Raw genomic sequence first — 17,955 nt, 5'->3', positions numbered from 1 at the left:
CGGCGAGGGGCCGCCGCACCGAACGGTGCGGCGGCCCCTCGCCGTGTCGTGGGACCGACGTCAGTGGACGTCGCCCATGAGCTGCTTGACCTTCTTGCGGTACATCCACACCGCGACACCGGCGATCACGGCGAGGACGGCCTCCAGCGCCACGAAGCCCTTCGTGTCGAGGTTGACCCCGCCCACGGCCGGGTTGGACAGCAGGGCCGTGACCGAGTCACCCGCGGTGACCGCGAGGAACCACACGCCCATCATCTGGGACGCGTACTTGGCAGGCGCCATCTTGGTGGTGACCGACAGGCCCACCGGAGACAGCGTCAGTTCACCGATCGTCTGGACGAAGTAGATCGCGACGATCCACATCGCCGCGGCCTTGTGGCCGTCGCCGGCGATCGACAGCGGGACGAGGAAGAGGAAGAACGACGCACCGATCAGGATGAGACCGGCCGCGAACTTCACGGCCGTGCTCGGCTCCTTGCCACGCCGGTTCAGCCACAGCCACAGCCAGGCGAAGACCGGGGCCGCCGCCATGATCATGACCGGGTTGACCGACTGGTACCAGGAGACCGGGAACTCCCAGCCGAAGACGCTGTTGTCGGCCGACGAGTCGGCGAAGATCGACAGGGTCGTGGCGCCCTGGTCGTAGATCATCCAGAAGACGGCCGCAGCCACGAAGAACCAGACGTACGCGGACATCCGCGACCGCTCGGTGGAGTCCAGCCCCCGGTCCCGCTTGATGCGGGCGATGACCACGATCGGAACGATCAAGCCGATGACGGTGAGCGGGATCATGGCCCAGTTGAGCGTGAAGTGGCCGGTGAAGCCGACGACTCCGTAGAAGACCGCGGCGGCGGCCAGCCAGGTCAGGCCCTTGCGCAGGGTGGCGGACTTCTCCGCGGCGGACATCGGCGTCGGTACGACGCTGCTGCGCTCGCTCAGGTGGCGGCTGCCGAGCAGGTACTGGATCAGGCCCAGCGCCATGCCGAGTGCGGCCAGCGCGAAGCCGAGGTGCCAGTTGACCTTCTCGCCGACGGTGCCGATGATCAGCGGTGCGGCGAAGGCGCCCGTGTTGATACCGACGTAGAACACGGTGAAGCCACCGTCGCGGCGGGGGTCGTTCGGGCCGTCGTAGAGGTGGCCGACCATCGTCGAGATGTTGGCCTTCAGCAGACCCGAACCGAGGGCCACCAGGACGAGGCCGACATAGAAGATGCCGGACACCGGCACGGCCAGGGTCAGGTGGCCGAGCATGATGATCATGCCTGCGAGGGCGACCGTCTTGCGGGGGCCGAGCACACGGTCCGCGAACCAGCCGCCGGGAAGGGCGAGCAGGTACACGAGCGACACATACACCGATGCGATGGTGATCGCGGTCGCGGGGCTGAGGTGGAGCCCGTTGTCTGCCACCAGGTACAGCGGGAGCAGGGCCTTCATGCCGTAGTAGGAGAAACGCTCCCACATCTCGGTCATGAAGAGAGTGGCCAGTCCGCGGGGGTGGCCGAAGAAGGTCTTCTCGGAGCCGGAGATTCCCGGAGTCGCCGAGTCCTTCGTCAGGCTGGACGCCATTTCGATCCTTGCTGGTCGGGACGCGCTGTTGGGGGGTCCCCTCGTTCACGGGGAAACCGAGAGCTCGGGGGAATTGCGCGCCCATGGGGGTCGGCCGGCACCGGCGGGATGCGGCGTCCGTCCCCACGCCCACGGGGAGTCCGCCCCGGGAGTACCGGAGCGGCGGACGGCGACCACCGGGATCCACGCCCGTCACGCGTCAGCGTGTCCGGGCCCGGCCACAGGTCTTTCCTTCAAGGCTGGCTGTCACCAGCCCGCACACAGAAGAGACCTTCAGCATCAAGTTCGAGCCAAAGGTCCCGATGTGGTGCAACAGGCGTTCGGTCACCTTACGACATCACAATGCCCTATATGGAAGGACTTGAGATATGGATCACAGGCGATCATGGAACCGCGAGCGACCTTTCGAAGGTGCCAACAACGATCGCATCCCACACCCACAGGTAAGAAACACCCGGAGGAAGGGTGTGAATCACGGACGCGGATCACTGCCCGGGCGTACTCCACGGCGGACTACCATCACCCCATGACCCGTGTACTGCTCGCCGAGGACGACGCGTCCATCTCGGAGCCGCTGGCCCGTGCCCTGCGCCGGGAGGGTTACGAGGTCGAAGTCCGCGAGGACGGCCCCACCGCGCTCGACGCCGGAATGCAGGGCGGTGTCGACCTGGTCGTCCTGGACCTCGGACTGCCCGGCATGGACGGCCTGGAAGTCGCCCGCCGGCTCCGCGCCGAGGGCCACACCGTGCCCATCCTCATCCTCACCGCGCGCGCCGACGAGGTGGACACCGTCGTGGGCCTCGACGCGGGCGCCGACGACTACGTCACCAAGCCGTTCCGGCTCGCGGAACTCCTCGCCCGGGTACGGGCGCTGCTCCGGCGCGGCGCCGCCGAACCCCAGCAGCCGCCCGCCACCCACGGCGTACGCATCGACGTCGAGTCGCACCGCGCCTGGATGGGCGACGAGGAACTCCAGCTCACGGCGAAGGAGTTCGACCTCCTGCGCGTCCTCGTCCGGGACGCCGGCCGCGTCGTCACCCGCGACCAGCTCATGCGCGAGGTCTGGGACACCACGTGGTGGTCCTCCACCAAGACCCTCGACATGCACATCTCCTGGCTGCGCAAGAAGCTCGGCGACGACGCCGCGAACCCCCGCTACATCGCGACGGTACGAGGCGTCGGCTTCCGCTTCGAGAAGAGCTGAGGCATCACGGGAGACTCCCGGAGGGGGCCCGGTCCCGAAAGGGGCCGAGGCCCGGCCGGTCCGCTCGGCGACGGAGGACCGCGCCCCCGGACAACCGGTGACGTGCTCGGCGACGGAGGACCCGCGCTCCCGGACCGGTGACGTGCTCGGGCCGGAGCGGCGAACGTGCACACTGGTCCCGGTACAGCCATCTGCCCGGAGGGCCCCGTGCGTCGCCGTCTGATCCAGTCCACCCTCGCCGTCGTCCTCGTGGTGATCGCCGTCTTCGGTGTCTCCCTCGTCATCGTCGAGACCCGCACGATCAGCAACAGCGCCCAGGAGCGCGTGGACTCCGAGGCGCTGCGCCTGGCCAGCATCGTGGACAGCCGCATCGTCGGCGACGAGAACATCAGCGGCACGACCTTCAAGAACCAGGTCACCGACCGGCGCTACGCCGTGATCAGGATTCCGGGCCGCGCTCCCATTGAGGTCGGCAAGCAGCCCACCGGCGACGTCATCCAGTACACCGCCAAGGGCGAGTCGGGTGAGACGGTCACCGTCCAGGAGCCCCGCTCCTCGGTGACCAAGGAGGTCGGCCGCACGCTCCTGGTCATCGGAGCCGTCGCCCTCCTCGCGATCATCGCCGCCGTCCTGCTCGCCGTACGCCAGGCCAACCGCCTCGCCTCCCCCCTCACCGACCTCGCCGAGACGGCGGAACGGCTGGGTTCGGGCGACCCCCGCCCGCGTCACAAGCGCTACGGCGTCCCCGAGCTCGACCGGGTCGCCGACGTGCTGGACAGCAGCGCCGAGCGCATCGGCCGCATGCTCACCGCCGAGCGCCGCCTCGCCGCCGACGCCTCCCACCAGCTCCGGACACCGCTGACGGCACTGTCCATGCGTCTGGAGGAGATCACCCTCACCGACGATCCCGACACGGTGAAGGAGGAGGCGACGATCGCGCTGACGCAGGTGGAGCGCCTCACGGACGTGGTCGAGCGCCTGCTCACCAACGCCCGCGACCCGCGCACCGGCTCCGCCGTCTCCTTCGACCTCGACGAGGTCATCAAGCAGCAGCTGGAGGAATGGCGCCCGGCCTACCGCAGCGGCGGCCGGGCGATCGTCAGCTCCGGCAAGCGCCACCTCCAGGCGGTGGGCACCCCGGGCGCGGTCGCCCAGGTCCTCGCGGCACTGATCGAGAACTCCCTCATGCACGGCGGCGGCACCGTCGCGCTGCGTACCCGCGTGACCGGCAACCAGGCCGTCATCGAGGTCACCGACGAGGGCCCCGGAGTCCCCGCCGACCTCGGCGCCCGCATCTTCGAGCGCACCATCAGCGGCCGCAACTCCACCGGCATCGGTCTCGCCGTCGCCCGCGACCTCGCGGAGGCCGACGGGGGCCGTCTGGAAATGCTCCAGGCCCAGCCGCCGGTCTTCGGCCTGTTCCTGTCCCGCACCCCGCACAAGCGCCCGCCCCGGCTCGCCGAGGACGACGACGAGCGCACGGTCAGGTAGACGACGAGCGCACGGTCAGGTAGGGGAGAGGGCCGGGCAGGCGCGAACGCACCGGTCGGGCGGGAAACGCGCGGCCGGGCGGGAGCGGACCGTCACGCGGGGAGCGGACCGCTCAGTTCACGCGGGCCCGCGGGCGGTGCGACTCGGGCTCCTCGTCCAGGAACGATTCGGCGCTGGCCACCGCCTCACGGGCCGGAAGCGCCCGGAACACCCAGGTGCGGTAGGACCAGAAGCGGAAGAGCGTCGCGACACCGATGCCGAGGAACTTGAAGACGTTGCTCTGCAGCGGGGTGTCCCAGCCGAAGCCGTACGTCGCCGCGTACAGCACACCGTTCTCGATGACCAGGCCCACCGCGCTGAACAGCAGGAACAGCGTCAGCTCCTTGGTGCGCCCGCCCTTGTCGCGGTCCCGGTAGGTGAAGTAGCGGAATCCGATGTAGTTGAAGACGATGGACACGACCGTGGCGATGACACTGGCCCGCACGACCTGCAGGTCCGTGAGGTGGCGCACCAGGTTGAACACGAGCAGGTTGACGAGCAGCCCCGCACCGCCCACCGCGCCGAACTTGGCGACCTCGCGGAAGAGCAGGTCGAAGCGGCGCCGAACCGCGCTGCGAGGCCCGGCATGAGGCCCCGGTGTAGCACTGTCCATGGTGTCGCCAGCCCCCGTCGGTGGGTTTCGTCTGTGCCGCGCAGGTGAACGCGCGATGGAATACGCCAACCAGCCCATGCTAACCAGCGCTCCCGCACGGTGCCTGTGCATGTGCTCACAGGTAAGAAAAGACCCGGTCACCGGAAGGGAAAATCGGGCGAATCGCCGCGGAATCCGGCCACGGTGGCGCGGCCGATACTCTTGGAGCGTGACGTTCCCGGTAGTCGGCATGGTCGGCGGTGGCCAGCTCGCTCGTATGACACACGAGGCGGGCATCCCGCTCGGCATCAAGTTCAAGCTCCTCAGTGACACTCCGCAGGAGTCCGCGGCGCAGGTCGTCGGCGAGGTGGTCGTCGGCGACTACCGCGACCTCGACACGCTGCGTGACTTCGCGCGGGGCTGTGACGTGATCACCTTCGATCACGAGCACGTCCCCACCGAGCACCTGCGGGCCCTGGAGGCGGACGGCATCCCCGTCCGGCCGGGCCCCGACGCGCTCGTGCACGCCCAGGACAAGGGCGTGATGCGCGCGAAGCTCGACGCGATCGGTGTGCCGTGCCCACGGCACCGCATCGTGACCGACGTCGCGGACGTGGCCGCGTTCGCGGCCGAAGGCCTCGCCGAAGGGCAGGAGGGCGACGGCTTCCCGGTCATCCTGAAGACCGTCCGCGGCGGCTACGACGGCAAGGGCGTCTGGTTCGTCCGCTCCCTGGAGGAGGCCGCCGACCCGTTCCGCGCGGGTGTTCCCGTCCTCGCCGAGGAGAAGGTCGACTTCGCCCGCGAGCTCGCCGCGAACGTCGTCCGCTCCCCGCACGGCCAGGCCGTCGCGTACCCCGTCGTCGAGTCCCAGCAGGTCGGCGGCGTCTGCGACACCGTCATCGCCCCGGCGCCCGGCATCGCCGAGGGGCTGGCCCTGGAGGCCCAGGAACTCGCGCTGCGCATCGCCAAGGAACTCGGTGTCGTCGGGCACCTGGCCGTCGAGCTCTTCGAGACCCGCGACGGACGCATCCTCGTCAACGAACTGGCCATGCGCCCGCACAACTCGGGCCACTGGACCCAGGACGGCGCGGTCACCTCCCAGTTCGCCAACCACGTCCGCGCGGTCCTGGACCTCCCGCTCGGCGACCCGCGCCCGCGCGCCCGGTGGACGGTCATGGCGAACGTCCTCGGCGGCGACTACCCCGACATGTACTCCGCGTACCTGCACTGCATGGCCCGCGACCCGCAGCTGAAGATCCACATGTACGGCAAGGACGTGAAGCCCGGCCGTAAGGTCGGCCACGTCAACACCTACGGCGACGACCTGGACGACGTCCTCGATCGCGCCCGGCACGCAGCCGGCTACCTGAGAGGCACGATCACCGAATGAGCCCCGTTGTAGGCATCGTCATGGGTTCGGACTCCGACTGGCCGGTCATGGAGGCCGCGGCCCAGGCGCTGGACGAGTTCGAGATCCCCTACGAGGTGGATGTCGTCTCCGCGCACCGCATGCCCCACGAGATGATCGCGTACGGCGAGCAGGCCGCGGAGCGCGGGCTCAAGGCGATCATCGCGGGTGCCGGCGGCGCCGCCCACCTGCCCGGGATGCTGGCGTCGGTCACCCCGCTGCCCGTCATCGGCGTGCCCGTCCCGCTCAAGTACCTCGACGGCATGGACTCGCTGCTCTCCATCGTGCAGATGCCGGCCGGCGTGCCGGTGGCGACGGTCTCCGTCGGCGGCGCCCGCAACGCGGGCCTGCTGGCCGCCCGCATGCTCGCCGCCCACGACGAGGAACTCCTCGGCCGGATGCGGGAGTTCCAGCAGGAGCTGAACGACCAGGCCACCGAGAAGGGCAAGCGGCTGCGCGCCAAGGTCGAGGGCGCCGCCGGCGGCTTCGGCTTCGGGAAGTGACGCGGATGTCCTCGTCCACCCACGCCCCCCAGTCCTCCCTGCCCTCGATCGACCGTGCCCGGGCCCTGCTCGACGAGTTCCCGGTCGTCGACGGACACAACGACCTGCCCTACGCCCTGCGCGAGCAGGTCCGCTACGACCTCGGCGCCCGTGACATCGCCGCCGACCAGAGCGCCCACCTGCACACGGACCTGGCCCGGCTGCGCGCGGGCGGCGTCGGCGCCCAGTACTGGTCGGTGTACGTCCGCTCGGACCTGCCCGGCGCCCTCACCGCGACACTGGAGCAGATCGACTGCGTACGGCAGCTGATCGACCGGTACCCGGCCGACCTGCGGGGCGCGCTGACCGCCGCGGACATGGAGTCGGCCCGCGCCGAGGGCCGTATCGCCTCCCTCATGGGCGCGGAGGGCGGTCACTCGATCGACAACTCCCTCGCCGCCCTGCGCGGGCTGTACGCGCTCGGCGTCCGCTACATGACCCTCACCCACAACGACAACATCGCCTGGGCGGACTCGGCGACGGACTCTCCCGTGGTGGGCGGTCTGTCCGCCTTCGGCCGTGAGGTCGTACGGGAGATGAACCGCGAGGGCATGCTCGTGGACCTCTCGCACGTGGCCGCGACGACCATGCGCGACGCGCTCGACACCTCCGTCGCGCCGGTGATCTTCTCCCACTCCTCGGCCCGCGCCGTGTGCGACCACCCGCGCAACATCCCGGACGACGTGCTGGAGCGGCTGCCCGCCAACGGGGGAGTCGCGATGGTGACGTTCGTGCCGAAGTTCGTCCTCCAGGAGGCGGTCGACTGGACGGCGGCGGCCGACGAGAACATGCGCGCCAACGGCTTCCACCATCTCGACACCACCGCCGAGGGCATGAAGGTCCACCGCGCCTTCGAGGAGGAGAACCCGCGCCCGATCGCCACGGTCTCGACGGTCGCCGACCATCTCGACCACATGCGCGAGGTCGCCGGAATCGACCACGTCGGCATCGGCGGCGACTTCGACGGCACGGCGTTCACCCCGGCCGGGCTGGACGACGTCTCCGGCTATCCGAACCTGATCGCCGAGCTCCTCGACCGCGGCTGGTCGTCCAGCGACGTGACCAAGCTGACCTGGCAGAACGCCGTGCGCGTGCTGGGCGCTGCGGAGGACGTGTCCCGTGACCTCCGGTCCCGTCGGGCACCGTCGAACGCGACACTGGAGCAGCTGGACGGCTGAGGGCCGGCCCGGCGAGGGCCGACCGAGCGTCGAGGGCGGAGGGTCGGCCGGTCCGGTGGCCGACGGCTCCCGGCAGCCGCCGGCCGGCTCGGTGACCGGCGGTCCCGGGCGGCCGGAGGCCCGCCGCCCCCGGCCCACCGGTCACCGAGCCACAGGCGTCGCCGGCCGCCCGCCCTCCTCCGCGAGGACCGCCGACCCGGCCGGCCGGCGTCGGACGCCTTCAGCAGGCACAGAGGCAGAACGGGTGCCCGGCCGGGTCGGCGTACACCCGGAACGAACGCGCCCTGTCCTCGGTGTCCAGGGGCGTCGCGCCGAGCGCCAGCACGCCCTTCTCCGCCACGTCCAGGTCCTCGACGGCCAGGTCCAGATGGAACTGCTGCGAGCCGTCGGGCGAGGGCCAGCGCGGCGGTACGTACGCGGGTGACCCCTGGAACGCCAGCTTCCGCCCGCCGGGCACCTCCAGGTCGACCCAGTCGGTCTCCTCCGTGATGGTGCCGCCCAGCACCCCCGCGTAGAACTCGGCGAGCGCGAGCGGGTCGGGACAGTCCAGGACGACGACGTCCAGTTCGGCAAGAGCCATGACTTCCTCCGTGGGATCTCCGGCAGCACGGGCTGGTTACCCGTCAACCGCTTCGAGCGGTAACGGTCACCCCATGCTCCCGCATGCGCTTCGGTCCGACGGCGGGCGAGGCGGCGGGGGCCGCGCCAAGACGCGCCGCTACCGCGCCGAGCAGCCTCCGGCCACGGTAAATCCTGCGGACGGCGGGGCCGGGAGCCGGACGCGGTCCGGCGGTCTCCGGTCACCGCACAGCGAAGTGGTGCAGAATGCAACCGGCGCCGGTCCGGCCGACTGAGCCTCGGCCGGACCGGCGTCCTGCCCGGACCGGCGTCCCGCGCCCCGGCCCCGGGCCCTTGTCGGCACTGCCCGGTGTCCTGCGCCTAGGCCCCGGCCTTCGCCCGGCCGTTGCCCCGCCCGACGCCCGGCCGCAGTCCCGCGCGGTGCCCGGACCTGGGAGCCTGCCCGGCGTCCCGCCCTGAGCCCGGACCCGGGGTCTGGGAGCCGGCCCGGAGCCGGGAAACCCGCGCCCCGAGCGACGTCCGCCCCCGGCAGGGGCTCAGGCGGTGGGCCGCCCCATCGCCCGGTACGTCCAGCCGGCCCGGCGCCACGTCTCCGGGTCCAGCGCGTTCCGCCCGTCAAGGAGCACCCGGGACGTCGCCGCCTCGCCCAGCACCGCCGGGTCCAGCTCGCGGAACTCGCGCCACTCCGTCAGGTGCAGCACGACATCGGCACCCCGTACGGCCTCCACGGCGGAGCGGGCGTACCCGAGCGTCGGGAACAGCCGCTTGGCGTTCTCCATGCCCTTCGGGTCGTACACGGTGACCTGGCCGCCCTGGAGGTGGATCTGCCCGGCGACGTTCAGCGCCGGGGAGTCGCGCACGTCGTCCGAGTCCGGCTTGAAGGTGGCGCCGAGCACGGCGACCCGCTTGCCGAGGAACGAACCGCCGCCGAGCGCGTCGCGGGCCATCTCCACCATCTGCCCACGGCGCCGCATGTTGATGGAGTCGATCTCGCGCAGGAAGGTCAGCGCCTGATCGGCGCCCAGCTCACCGGCGCGCGCCATGAAGGCGCGGATGTCCTTGGGCAGACAGCCGCCGCCGAAGCCGATCCCGGCCCGCAGGAACTTCTTCCCGATCCGCTCGTCGTGTCCTATCGCCTCGGCCAGCTTGGCGACATCGCCGCCGGCGGCCTCGCAGACCTCGGCCATCGCGTTGATGAAGGAGATCTTGGTGGCGAGGAAGGAGTTCGCGGACGTCTTCACCAGCTCGGCGGTGGGGAAGTCGGTCACGACGAACGGCGTGCCCTCGGCGACCGGCGTCACGTAGACCTCGCGCAGCAGTTTCTCGGAGCGCTCGCCGCGCACGCCCACCACGATCCGGTCGGGGTGCAGCGTGTCGTTCACGGCGAAGCCCTCGCGCAGGAACTCCGGGTTCCAGGCCAGCTCGGCGCTCTCGCCCGCGGGTGCGAGCTCGGCGAGCCGTGCGGCCAGCCGCTCAGCCGAGCCGACCGGCACGGTGGACTTGCCGACCACGAGGGCGGGACCGTGCAGATGCGGGGCCAGCGACTCGAAGGCCGCGTCGACGTACGACATGTCGCAGGCGTACTCGCCGTGCTTCTGGGGCGTGTTCACGCACACGAAGTGGACGTCGCCGAAGGCGCCGACCTCGGCCCAGTCCATGGTGAAGCGGAGTCGGCCCGTGGAGCCCTCGATCCCGGCCACGTGCTTGCGCAGCAGCTCCTCGAGACCGGGTTCGAACATCGGGACCTCGCCCCGCTGGAGCATCTCGATCTTCTCCGGCACGACGTCGAGCCCGAGGACCTCGAAGCCGAGCTCGGCCATGGCCGCGGCGTGGGTGGCGCCGAGGTAGCCGGTGCCGATCACGGTGATCTTGAGGGCCATGGATGCTCCTGAGGTGTGCGGCGCGTAGGTGCGCGCCTGAGCATAGTCGGGGCTTCGGGGAGCGCTTTCACGGGCGGTTTTACCCCTGTCGCCAAGCTCACGTATCCGTCTCGCGAGCGGGACCTTTAAAATTGTGTTACTTAACGGTAGTTAGCGCCGCCAGCACAGCACCTTTTGGAGCGTGAGAGACCTTGGCCGGATCGGCTGATTTCGACCTGTACCGCCCGTCCGAGGAGCACGACATGCTCCGGGACGCGATCCGCTCGCTGGCCGAGGCGAAAATCGCGCCGTACGCCGCCGCCGTGGACGAGGAAGCCCGCTTCCCGCAGGAGGCGCTGGACGCCCTGGTGGCCAACGACCTGCACGCCGTGCACGTCCCCGAGGAGTACGGCGGCGCGGGCGCCGACGCCCTCGCGACGGTCATCGTGATCGAGGAGGTGGCCCGCGTCTGCGTGTCCTCCTCCCTGATCCCCGCGGTGAACAAGCTGGGCTCGCTGCCGGTGATCCTCTCCGGCTCCGAGGACCTGAAGAAGAAGTACATGACCCCGCTCGCCAAGGGCGACGGGATGTTCTCGTACTGCCTCTCCGAGCCGGACGCCGGTTCGGACGCGGCCGGCATGAAGACGCGGGCCGTCCGCGACGGCGACTTCTGGGTCCTGAACGGCGTGAAGCGCTGGATCACGAACGCGGGCGTCTCCGAGTACTACACGGTCATGGCGGTGACCGACCCGACGAAGCGCTCCAAGGGCATCAGCGCGTTCGTCGTCGAGAAGTCCGACGAGGGTGTCTCCTTCGGCGCCCCGGAGCGCAAGCTCGGCATCAAGGGCAGCCCGACCCGCGAGGTCTACCTCGACAACGTGCGCATTCCCGCCGACCGCATGATCGGCGAGGAGGGCACCGGCTTCGCGACCGCCATGAAGACCCTGGACCACACCCGCGTCACCATCGCGGCCCAGGCCCTCGGTGTCGCCCAGGGCGCCCTCGACTACGCCAAGGGCTACGTCAAGGAGCGCAAGCAGTTCGGCAAGCCGATCGCCGACTTCCAGGGCGTCCAGTTCATGCTCGCGGACATGGCCATGAAGATCGAGGCCGCCCGCCAGCTCACGTACGCGGCCGCCGCCAAGTCGGAGCGCGGCGACAAGGACCTGACCTTCCAGGGCGCCGCCGCCAAGTGCTTCGCCTCGGACGTCGCCATGGAGGTCACCACGGACGCCGTCCAGCTCCTCGGCGGCTACGGCTACACCCGTGACTACCCGGTCGAGCGCATGATGCGCGACGCGAAGATCACGCAGATCTACGAAGGCACGAACCAGGTCCAGCGGATCGTGATGGCGAGGAACCTGCCGTAGTACGCCCCCGTCGGCACCGGATCGCGGATCGGTGTTCGGTGATCGCCGATGGGCAGCAGAGGTGAGAGGCACCCGGTGTGCCTCTCACCTCTCGCGTTTCCGGGGGTCATTTCCGGAGGTCAGGTCAGGTCAGGTCGGGGCAGGTCAGTCCTTCCGCATGCGGACCCAGGTGAGACCGAACCCGTAGGCGCTGTCCATCTGCTCCTGGACCGAGCGCCGGAGGGTGCCGGTGAACCAGCGGACCTCGCGGCTGACCGTGAGGCCGCCCTCGGCGGGTGTGGCCAGGGCGATGGCGCAGCCCGTGGCGCCCTCGGGCGAGTCGTCGAGGGCGATACGGAAACCGCCGGACGGGGCGGTCACGGTGGCCGTGGCGCCCAGGCTCCGGAAATCCACGGCGCCGCTGTACACGTAGACGTGGAAGAGCAGCTGCCGGAAGAGTTCGCGCCGCTCCAGGTCCACCCGGACCGTCTCCCCGTCCGAGGACGCCCCGGTGCGGTCGTCCTGGTCGAGTTCCATGTACGGCCACCGCGTCAGCGAGCCGAAGTTGTTCCCCAGCGGCTGTACGGCCGCGCAGGTGCCGTCCGTGAACGCGGCCATGCAGCCGAGGTCGAGGTCGGCCCCGGTTCCCGGCGGCCGGTTGAGGTTCACCTGAAGGACTCCGCGTCCCGTGATGCGGGCCTGCGGCGTCGACCTGGTCAGCATCGTCTCGGTCCGCGCGGCGGGAGGCCGCGTCGCTTCACGGGCCGCGGGGGCCGCGCGCTGCGTGCCGGTTCCGGGCCGGGCGCCGGGCGCGGGCCTCAGGCGGATGGTCGCCCGTGGACGTTCGTCGTTGCTCAACTTTTCCCCCTCGCGCCGCCGTCGGGGAGAGTGGCGGGTGCCGCGAGTTTATGCGCGGAGCGTGTCCGCTGGAGTACTCTCTGTGCCCTCGGTCACGCGTCTGGTGCGTGTGAACCGGCGGGGGCACGGCGGCACATGACACGGGTGGGGATCCACGGCGCCGTCAACGCGTCCCCGCGTCCGTCGTGTTGTGGGGGTGGGCATGCCGTCAGGCGCCCTGATGGACCGTCATGTGATCGCGCAGAGCATCGAGGAACTCGCGGAGCGGCCGGCGCTCGGCACCCGTAGGGAAGAACTGACCGCGCTCGCGGCGGCACTTCGGAAGCAGGACGCCCACGAACTGGACCCGTGGTCCGAACTCGATCTCCTCACCGCCTACGCCCGCCCCGAGAGCCTCCGGGCGGCCGGCGCGCGGGGCGGGGGCCACCCGCTCTGGTCCTACGCCGAGGGCGTGCTGGGCGCGCTGGTCTTCGTGCCGCTGATGCTCACCTGGTTCGGACTGACCCGGGCGTCGAGCGCGTACGGGGCGCTGACGGGAGCGGATCCGAGGGCCGCCTCCCGGCCCTTCCTCCATCTGTGGCAGTCCGGTTTCGAGGGGCACCTCACCGGCGCCTTCACGTTCGGCCATGTGGCGATGAGCGCCACCGTCGCCATCGCGCTGCTCTTCGCGCTGGTGCTCGTGCACGGTCTGCGGCGGTCCGCCGTCGCCCGCCGGGAGGAGGACGCCGATCGCGGCCGCGAGGAACTGATGGCGGCGCTCGTCCCGGCGCTGACCCGCGCCCAGCTCGTGCTGAACGGGCAGCGGTCGAGCTCCCCGCAGCGCTTCGCCGCCGAGCTCACCGAGGCCGCCGCGACGCTCGAGCGGCTGGGCGACAAGGCGGTCCGGGTCCAGGAGGACCTGACGACGGCCGCCTCGGCCGTCGGTGACGCGGTGCGGGGCGCCGAACGCAGGCTGGCCGGGGTCGACACCTCCGTCAAGCCCCTGGAGATCGCGGTGGGCCGCGTCGAGGCCGCCGTCAGCGACGGCGGGGCGCAGGTCCGCAAGGCGCTCGACGACGTCCGCGACGCGAGCGGTGAGGTGCGGCTCGCCGTGCAGGGCGCCGGTGACCGCGTCGAGGACTCCGTCACCGTGCTGGCCGCGTCCCAGCGGGCCTACACCACCGGCATCGAGGTGACGTCGGACATCTCGGCCCAACTCCTGGGCCGGTTCGACGAGGTGGCGGAGGGTACGGCCCTCGCGGTCGAGGAGTCCCAGCACGCGGTGCGTGAACTGAACTCCCAGAGCGGCGCGTTGCGGGCGGTCGCCGACGAGTTCGCCCGGCTGGTGGCCGAGTTGAGGGCGGGCGGCCCCCCGTACTTCGGCCCTCCGGGCAAGGGGGGCCAGGCAGGGCAGGCGGACCGGGCGGGGCAGGCAGGGCAGGTGGTGACCTGGTCGACGGGTGGCCACACCCACGGGCATCTCCGGTCCCCCGACGCGGGCCGTGCCTCCTCCGCCGACGCGGGCCACGCTCCCTCCGCCGACGCGGGCCACGCTCCCCCGGACCGGTTCGGGTCGCCCGTGGAGCAGGCCGACGCTCCCGCCGACCGATTCGGGCCCCCCTCCGGTGACCCGGGCCACCCCGGCGCCTCGCGGCCCGACCCCCGCCGTCAGCCCCCGCCGCTGCCTCCCGCGCCGTTGACCGAGGCCCGATGAGGCGCGGGGGAAGGTTCCAGCCGCTGCACATGGCGGGCTGGCTGTTCGCGGACATGCTCCTCGTCCTCGCCCTGGTGGCCATGGGGGACCAGGGCGACCCGCAGGCCGCCGGCAAGCGCCCCGCCCCCGCGTCCTCCGCCGACGGGAAGAAGGCCCGGCACACCGGACCGAGGGCGGTGGTCCGCACACCGGTCAGGGTGGCCGTCGACGCGCAGGCGGGCGACGGCGAAGGCATCGTGCGGGCACTGCGCGCCGCGACCACGCGCTACCGGGGACGGCAGGCCGCCTTCGTGCTGACCTTCGGACGCCACACCGACCCGGGCGCGGGAGGCCGCTACGCCCACGAGGTCAACGCCCTGCTGGAGAGGGCCCGTCCGGACATGTTCCGCGCCGCCACCACCCGCGACTTCTGGAAGGGCGGAGCCTCCCCGGGCCACGCCGACATCGAGATCTACTTCTACACGTACTGAGCCGGAGGTACGAGACCTTGCAGATCCTGCCCTTCTACCTGCTCTGCGACGAGTCCGGGTCGATGATCGGCGAGCCGATCGACGCCATCAACGGCGCGCTCCCGGACCTGCACCACGAGATCAGCACCAACCCGACCGTCGCCGACAAGACGCGCTTCTGCCTGATCGGCTTCTCCGACACCGCCACCGTGCTCCAGCCGCTCGTCGACCTCAGCGGCATCGACTCGGTCCCCGCGCTCGCCGCGGGCGGGCTCACCTCGTACGGCGACGCCTTCCGCACCCTGCTGCGTTGTGTCGAGGCCGATGTGGCGGGACTGAAGGCGGAGGGCCACGAGGTGTACCGCCCCGTGGTCTTCTTCCTCTCGGACGGCATTCCCACCGACCCGGACTGGGACCAGGCGTACAAGGAGGTCACCCAGTCACGGTTCTGCCCGAAGATCATCGCCTTCGGCATCGGTGAGGCACAGGAGTCGACGATCGCCCGGGTCGCGAACTTCCGGGCGTTCATGCAGAAGGACTCCTCGGTGTCACCGGCGCAGGCGCTGCGCGAGTTCGCCTCCAGCCTCACCCGGTCGATCGTCCGGTCCGCCGAGGGCATCGCCGCGAACGGCGGCAACGGATTCACCCTGGCCGTGGACGACACCGTGCCCGGCTTCTCCATCGTCTCTCTCGACAAGCTGTGAGGTCGCACCGATGGAGAACGACATGAACGCCGCCGGACGGTCCCGGACGGGCCCGCGGCAGTCCGACCTGCACAGGCCCGACCTGCGCGAGCCCGACACGCGCCGTCCCGATCTGCGCGAGCCCGACACGCGCCGTCCCGATCTGCGCGAGCCCGACACCCGCCGTCCCGACCTGCGCGAGCCCGAAGCGCGCCATCCCGATCTGCGTCAACCCGAAGCGCGGCATCCGGACCCGGGACATCCGGACCCGGGACAGCCGGAGGGGTGCCAGCACGACCCGCGGCGGACGGAGTTCAGCTGGCCGGACGCGCGGGAGCCCGACCCGCTGGACGAGACCTGGCAGAGCGTCGACCTGTTCTTCAGCGACCAGCCGGAGCCCGGGGCGCCCGCCGCGGTGCCCGGGACGTCCCCGGCGCGGCCCGCCGGGCCGACCCCCCTGTCCTACGGGCAGGGCCCGCGGCCCTCGCCGGCGGCCGACGGGCCCGCCGCGCGGACCGGATCCGTCCCGGCGCTCGGCGCGCCGTTCCACTCCGGCCCCAAGCCCCCGCTGTACGCCCCGGAGCCCCGCGAGCTTCCCTCGGTCCGGGAGGATCCGACCGCGGCGCTGACGCCCGACATGGTGGTGGACGGCGCCGGGTACGGCCCTCTGACCGTGCGGGCGGCGTCGGTGCGCGGCGACTCGCACCGCTATCAGGGCGAGCCGCGCCAGGACTCCCTGGCCGTGGTGCGCCTCGGGACCCTCGGCCCGGACGGGCTGCTGCTGCTCGCGGTGGCGGACGGCGTAGGATCGGCGGCCCGCTCGCACGTCGGCTCCCAGGAGGCCTGCCGGCTCGCCGCGATGGAGCTGGACGCCGTGTCCGCGGAGCTCGCGGAGACCCTGCGCACGGGCGACCGGCCGGGGTTCGCCGCACTGGTGGACACCGCCGTGGGCCGGGTCGCGACCCTGCTCGCGCACCGCGCCCGCGAACACGGCGACGACCCCGCCGCGTACGCCACCACCCTGCGCGCCCTGCTCGTCCCGCTCGATCCCCGGGTGCGGGCCCGCGGCTTCCTGGCCGTCGGCGACGGCGGCACGGCGCTGCTGCGCGCCGGGGAGTGGAACCTGTCCCTCACGGACCCCGAGCACGACGGCGACGGAATGATCGACACCCGCACCGCCGCCCTGCCGCACGGGCACCGCGCCCGCGCCCTGCTCCTCGCCCCGGCCCTGCCCGGCGACGTCCTCGTGCTGTGCACGGACGGCCTGTCCACACCGCTCGCCGGTGACGCGGGGATGCGGGACTTCCTGGGGTCCGGATGGGGCCGGGGGGCCGCGCCGGCACCGGCCGACTTCCTGTGGCAGCTCCAGTACCGGGTGAAGTCGTACGACGACGACCGCACCGCCGTCGTCCTGTGGGAGGCCGGGCCGTGAGCACCGACGACGGCGCCGACGTGACGCTCGGCTCGCTCACCCTCGGCGTGCGCGTCGGCGACGGCGGCCAGGGCGAGGTGTACGACGTCGCCGGTCCCGGCCGGCTGCTGTACAAGAGCTATCGCGAGCCGGGGAAGGCCGACGCCGGTCGACTGGCGGCGCTCGTGGCCCTGCGCCAGGGGCTCGCCCCGGCCGACCGGGAGCGCCTGGACCGGGAGACGGCGTGGCCGCTGTGCCGGGTCATGGACGGCGGCAGGGCGACCGGCTTCCTGATGCGCCGGGCGCCGGACTCCATGACCTGGCCGACCTCGCGCGGCGAGACCCGGCTGACCGACCTGTCCTATCTGCTCCGGCCGCCGAGGGCGGCCTGGCAGGCCGTCGCGCAGCCGTCGCCGGCCGAGCGGTTCGCGCTGCTCGTCGCCTTCCTCGGGCTCTTCCGGTGGCTGCACGCCCTGGGGCTGGTCGTCGGTGACGTGTCCCACGCCAACGTGCTGTGGACCGTCCGGCCCGCACCCGCCCCGTATCTCCTGGACTGCGACGGCGTCCGCATGGCCGGGCGACCCCCGGTCCTGGAACAGGCGGACACCCCCGACTGGCACGACCCGCTGGCCGCCGCCGGCAGCGCCACGGTGGACAGCGACCGCTACAAGGCGGCTCTGGTGGTGGGCCGGGTCGTGAGCCAGGACGCGTACGTGACGCCCGGCAAGCCCCTGAAGCCGCTGTCCGGCGTGCTCGACGACCGGCGGGCCGACGCGGTCCGTGACCTCTGGGAGGAGGCGTCGGGCCCGCGGGGCACCCGCCCCCACCTCGCCCAGTGGTGCACCGCTCTCGCGGGCCGCGACACCATCCGTCTCATGGCCGCGGAACCGGCCCCGAGGCCCGTCGTCGACCGCTCGAAGTTCGACGGACCGCGCACCCGGGGCCGTATCACCCTGCGCTCTCTACGCAATTGACCCACCGACACCGTAGAAGGCGGTGTCGGTGGGTCAAGGGGACCGGCGACCTCGTGCGATGCCGGGCCGGAGCGCCGACG

16 protein-coding genes are annotated in these 17,955 nt (G+C 71.8%); 11 read left to right on the top strand and 5 right to left on the bottom strand.

What is annotated here, in order from left to right:
- Positions 1-60: 60 nt before the first annotated feature.
- Positions 61-1,566, bottom strand: coding sequence for a peptide MFS transporter (locus ACFYW9_RS28415; RefSeq protein WP_389155938.1), 1,506 nt, complete (start codon positions 1,564-1,566; stop codon positions 61-63).
- Positions 1,567-2,092: 526 nt separating this feature from the next.
- Between ACFYW9_RS28415 and ACFYW9_RS28410 the strand changes: the two genes are divergently transcribed.
- Together ACFYW9_RS28410 and ACFYW9_RS28405 are read left to right on the top strand one after the other, a co-directional pair.
- Positions 2,093-2,770 carry a response regulator transcription factor gene (locus ACFYW9_RS28410; protein ID WP_018566970.1) on the top strand — a complete coding sequence of 226 codons (678 nt, stop codon included), beginning with the start codon at positions 2,093-2,095 and terminating at the stop codon, positions 2,768-2,770.
- Between the two features lie 207 nt (positions 2,771-2,977).
- The gene (locus tag ACFYW9_RS28405) at positions 2,978-4,261 is read left to right on the top strand and encodes an ATP-binding protein (protein WP_389155935.1); all 1,284 of its coding nucleotides are present in this window, start codon (positions 2,978-2,980) and stop codon (positions 4,259-4,261) included.
- 112 nt (positions 4,262-4,373) lie between these two features.
- Here the strand turns inward: ACFYW9_RS28405 and ACFYW9_RS28400 are convergent, their stop codons facing one another.
- Entirely contained in the window at positions 4,374-4,913 is a 540-nt protein-coding gene (locus ACFYW9_RS28400) for a GtrA family protein (protein ID WP_389155932.1), read from the bottom strand.
- Positions 4,914-5,121: 208 nt separating this feature from the next.
- Here ACFYW9_RS28400 and ACFYW9_RS28395 point away from each other — a divergent pair, with 208 nt between their 5' ends.
- The 3 genes from ACFYW9_RS28395 to ACFYW9_RS28385 are packed head-to-tail and all read left to right on the top strand — an operon-like array spanning position 5,122 to position 8,020.
- Entirely contained in the window at positions 5,122-6,282 is a 1,161-nt protein-coding gene (locus tag ACFYW9_RS28395; protein ID WP_351876196.1) for a 5-(carboxyamino)imidazole ribonucleotide synthase, read from the top strand.
- Positions 6,279-6,803 carry a 5-(carboxyamino)imidazole ribonucleotide mutase gene (gene purE, locus ACFYW9_RS28390; protein ID WP_151471261.1) on the top strand — a complete coding sequence of 175 codons (525 nt, stop codon included), beginning with the start codon at positions 6,279-6,281 and terminating at the stop codon, positions 6,801-6,803. The genes ACFYW9_RS28395 and purE overlap by 4 nt, the downstream gene beginning before the upstream one ends.
- 5 nt (positions 6,804-6,808) lie before the next feature.
- Positions 6,809-8,020, top strand: a complete 1,212-nt coding sequence (locus tag ACFYW9_RS28385) for a dipeptidase (protein ID WP_389155928.1) — start codon at positions 6,809-6,811, stop codon at positions 8,018-8,020.
- Between the two features lie 220 nt (positions 8,021-8,240).
- Here the strand turns inward: ACFYW9_RS28385 and ACFYW9_RS28380 are convergent, their stop codons facing one another.
- Together ACFYW9_RS28380 and ACFYW9_RS28375 are read right to left on the bottom strand one after the other, a co-directional pair.
- Positions 8,241-8,600 carry a VOC family protein gene (locus ACFYW9_RS28380; protein ID WP_328669481.1) on the bottom strand — a complete coding sequence of 120 codons (360 nt, stop codon included), beginning with the start codon at positions 8,598-8,600 and terminating at the stop codon, positions 8,241-8,243.
- A gap of 535 nt (positions 8,601-9,135) precedes the next feature.
- Positions 9,136-10,479: a UDP-glucose/GDP-mannose dehydrogenase family protein gene (locus tag ACFYW9_RS28375; protein ID WP_329300054.1), complete on the bottom strand. Its 1,344-nt coding sequence runs from the start codon at positions 10,477-10,479 to the stop codon at positions 9,136-9,138.
- Between the two features lie 191 nt (positions 10,480-10,670).
- Between ACFYW9_RS28375 and ACFYW9_RS28370 the strand changes: the two genes are divergently transcribed.
- Complete coding sequence (locus ACFYW9_RS28370) at positions 10,671-11,828, top strand: acyl-CoA dehydrogenase (protein ID WP_351874007.1); 1,158 nt, start codon at positions 10,671-10,673, stop codon at positions 11,826-11,828.
- A 144-nt stretch (positions 11,829-11,972) separates the two neighbouring features.
- Here the strand turns inward: ACFYW9_RS28370 and ACFYW9_RS28365 are convergent, their stop codons facing one another.
- Positions 11,973-12,665 carry a tellurium resistance protein gene (locus ACFYW9_RS28365; RefSeq protein ID WP_351874010.1) on the bottom strand — a complete coding sequence of 231 codons (693 nt, stop codon included), beginning with the start codon at positions 12,663-12,665 and terminating at the stop codon, positions 11,973-11,975.
- Between the two features lie 202 nt (positions 12,666-12,867).
- Here ACFYW9_RS28365 and ACFYW9_RS28360 point away from each other — a divergent pair, with 202 nt between their 5' ends.
- From ACFYW9_RS28360 to ACFYW9_RS28340, 5 genes are read left to right on the top strand one after another with little or no spacing between them, the layout of a single operon-like run.
- Complete coding sequence (locus ACFYW9_RS28360) at positions 12,868-14,358, top strand: methyl-accepting chemotaxis protein (protein WP_389155922.1); 1,491 nt, start codon at positions 12,868-12,870, stop codon at positions 14,356-14,358.
- Complete coding sequence (locus ACFYW9_RS28355) at positions 14,355-14,828, top strand: hypothetical protein (RefSeq protein ID WP_351874015.1); 474 nt, start codon at positions 14,355-14,357, stop codon at positions 14,826-14,828. Before ACFYW9_RS28360 ends, ACFYW9_RS28355 begins: the two co-directional genes overlap by 4 nt.
- 17 nt (positions 14,829-14,845) lie before the next feature.
- Entirely contained in the window at positions 14,846-15,511 is a 666-nt protein-coding gene (locus ACFYW9_RS28350; protein WP_389155919.1) for a VWA domain-containing protein, read from the top strand.
- Positions 15,512-15,521: 10 nt separating this feature from the next.
- Positions 15,522-16,922, top strand: a complete 1,401-nt coding sequence (locus tag ACFYW9_RS28345) for a protein phosphatase 2C domain-containing protein (protein ID WP_389155916.1) — start codon at positions 15,522-15,524, stop codon at positions 16,920-16,922.
- Positions 16,919-17,875, top strand: a complete 957-nt coding sequence (locus ACFYW9_RS28340) for a hypothetical protein (RefSeq protein ID WP_389155913.1) — start codon at positions 16,919-16,921, stop codon at positions 17,873-17,875. Before ACFYW9_RS28345 ends, ACFYW9_RS28340 begins: the two co-directional genes overlap by 4 nt.
- The last annotated feature ends 80 nt before the right edge of the window (positions 17,876-17,955 follow it).

Origin of the sequence: Streptomyces sp. NPDC002698 (genome assembly GCF_042888945.1) — a bacterium.
GTDB lineage: Bacteria > Actinomycetota > Actinomycetes > Streptomycetales > Streptomycetaceae > Streptomyces.
This window is presented reverse-complemented; position numbering and strand designations above follow the sequence as displayed.